The organism is Cyanobacteriota bacterium (genome assembly GCA_025054735.1).
Classification (GTDB): domain Bacteria; phylum Cyanobacteriota; class Cyanobacteriia; order SKYG9; family SKYG9; genus SKYG9.
In genome coordinates, this window is sequence record JANWZG010000489.1 from 1 (window position 1) to 2501 (window position 2501).

Here is a 2501-nt window from a genome sequence, read left to right on the forward strand (position 1 = left end):
TGTAGACAATCCCTACAGCCCAGTGGCGATCGGCATCTTCTAGGGCCACAAAGCTTCCAAAGCCATAGTCCTCTGGCTGGGGCGGATGAGTTACCATCATGCCATCATCGACTTGGATAATGTAGTCACAGTGAGAGTTAGACTTAACCACCTTACCAAGTTGCATAGCCACCAGTTCCAAATCACAGTAGGCGGGATCAACCCGCCCGACGATCGCCATAAGGTTAACCCCAGGGGGCCAGTTGCATTACCTAACCGCCTAGGACATAGCTTGGATAATATAGTCAAAGTATGGAGCTGTCTCCTGGGCATCATCTTCAGTTAACAAGCTCAACGCTGCTTGCTTTAGGCAACGAATCGACTCCACCATGCCAGGGACAGGGACTCCCAAGGAGTTATACATTTCTTTCACGCCAATCAAGCCAATGCTTTCGATCGGTTCCTTATCGCCTGCTAATACACCGTAGGTAACCAGTCGTAGGTACCAGCCATAGTCACGTAAGCAGAGTGCCCGCTGACGATCGCCGTAGGCATTGCCACCGGGGGAAATAAAATCGGGGCGGCGCCGCCAGAGCTGTCGGCTAGCTTCTTCTACAATTTTCTTTTCGTTTTCTGCGAGAATAGCAGCAATGCGAGTTCGCTGTTCACCAGTTTTGAGAAATGCGCTGATGGTCTTTAATTCGCCACTCGTGGGGTAGCGAAGCTCGTCGTCGGCTTTGAGGATAACTTGGCTAACTACGCTCATATTAATCAGGTTGATTCAGTACATAGGTCGGATGCTATCAACAATAGTTTAGAGTAGTTTGGCAACGCTTGCCACCACAGCCCCAGAGAATCATGTTTTGTTAAAAAATTGCAATACTATTGCAGGCAGTTCTTAACAGGTCATGCCTCTCTAGCCAAGGGGTTTAGGGGACATTATCCTTCCCATGGACGGCTATGACCCCTCGACCCCCACTTGATCTTTACCTCTTCATCACTAGCCCCCTTATTGCAATCCTTAGGATGTTATTCCACGTCGTAGGTAACTCAGCCCATGAGCAGTACGGAGTTTCGCTGGCAGCAAGGTGAACTGGCTGATGTTGTCATCACTGATTTGGATGACCAGGGTAACGGAGTAGGTCGAGTAGCAGACCGAGTTGTGTTTGTGCCAGAGACGGTACCGGGAGATCGGGTTCAAGTTCGCCTAACCCGTGTTAAGCCTCAGTATGGCTATGGCAAAGTTCAGACCCTGCGGGTACCTGCTGCTGACCGGGTTCAGCCTGTCTGTATCGTGGCAGACAAATGTGGGGGCTGTCAGTGGCAACATGTTGCCTACGATCGCCAACTCGGTGCTAAGCATAATCAAGTTGTGCAAGCTTTACAACGCATTGGCGGCATTCCCAACCCTCCTGTAGAGCCAATCTTAAGTGCTGCCTCTCCCCTCGGCTATCGCAACAAAGCCACCTATCCCTTGGGGCAGCGATCGTCCCCCACCCAGTCCGATGTGGTTGTAGCTGGGTATTACCAAAAAGGCAGCCATAAGCTTGTGAATCTCAATCGGTGCCCTGCCCAAGACGATCGCCTCAACCCACTACTAGCGGAGGTAAAGCAGGATATTCAGCATCGCGGCTGGACCATCTACGACGAAGCTTGCCATCGGGGACAGCTACGGCACCTGTCCCTGCGCATTGGACGACGCACGGGCGAACTGTTGTTAACGCTGGTTTCCACCGAGGAACGCTTACCGGGGTTAACAGACCAAGCAGAGCAATGGCTCCAGCGTTATCCCAATCTGGTGGGTGTGTGCCTGAACCACCATCCGCAGCGTGGCAATGCAGTCTTTGGTGCTGTAACCAATTGTGTGGCAGGAAGAGGATATCTGCATGAGAGATTTGCAGGCTTAACGTTACAGATTCAGCCCACTACGTTTTTTCAGGTTTACACGGAGCAAGCTGAAGCATTATTACAAACGATCGTTGCCCAGCTTGCGCTGCAAGGCCATGAATTGTTAGTGGATGCCTACTGTGGCATTGGCACCTTTACCTTACCTCTGGCACGCCAAGTAAAATGGGCGATCGGCCTAGAAGCCCAACCAGAATCTATAGACCAAGCTCGCCTCAATGCCCAACTGAACAGCATTACCAACGTTACCTTCCAAGCTGGCTCTGTGGAGTCCCTATTGCCCACGATCGCTGAGATTCCTGATATAGTGCTACTAGATCCACCCCGTAAGGGTTGTAGTCCAGCAGTTTTGGACTGGTTGCTGACACAGCAGCCTGATCGCATTGTCTACATCAGTTGCAAACCTGCCACCCTAGCACGAGATTTGCAACGGCTCTGTGTGACCAATCTATATCAACTTGAACGGGTTCAGCCTGCGGACTTTTTTCCCCAAACAACTCATGTGGAATGTGCAGCTTTTCTGCGGCGATCGACCTCACGTTAAGGTACGGTAAAGATGAAGGGTGTTTATCTAGGAACTCCCTATTTAGGGCTAGTGATTGCGACAGTTAACTCTT

General features: G+C 51.0%; 3 protein-coding genes. 1 reads left to right on the plus strand and 2 read right to left on the minus strand.

Features of this window, described 5'->3' with window-relative positions:
• Both NZ772_17210 and NZ772_17215 read right to left on the minus strand, forming a co-directional pair.
• Window positions 1-220: hypothetical protein (locus NZ772_17210; GenBank protein ID MCS6815296.1), on the minus strand; the 220-nt coding region annotated here is incomplete at its 3' end.
• 39 nt (window positions 221-259) lie between these two features.
• On the minus strand, window positions 260-745 hold the full coding sequence (locus tag NZ772_17215) for an allophycocyanin subunit alpha-B (protein MCS6815297.1): 486 nt from the start codon (window positions 743-745) through the stop codon (window positions 260-262).
• Window positions 746-1036: 291 nt separating this feature from the next.
• Here NZ772_17215 and rlmD point away from each other — a divergent pair, with 291 nt between their 5' ends.
• A complete protein-coding gene (gene rlmD / locus NZ772_17220; protein ID MCS6815298.1) occupies window positions 1037-2428 on the plus strand; it encodes a 23S rRNA (uracil(1939)-C(5))-methyltransferase RlmD in 1392 nt (463 codons plus the stop codon).
• Window positions 2429-2501: the final 73 nt, after the last annotated feature.

What these genes read in the sequence shown, in the direction of transcription:
- NZ772_17215 (MCS6815297.1), bottom strand. Translation starts at nt 745, where the DNA reads ATGAGCGTAGTTAGCCAAGTTATCCTCAAAGCCGACGACGAGCTTCGC.
- rlmD (MCS6815298.1), top strand. Translation starts at nt 1,037, where the DNA reads ATGAGCAGTACGGAGTTTCGCTGGCAGCAAGGTGAACTGGCTGATGTT.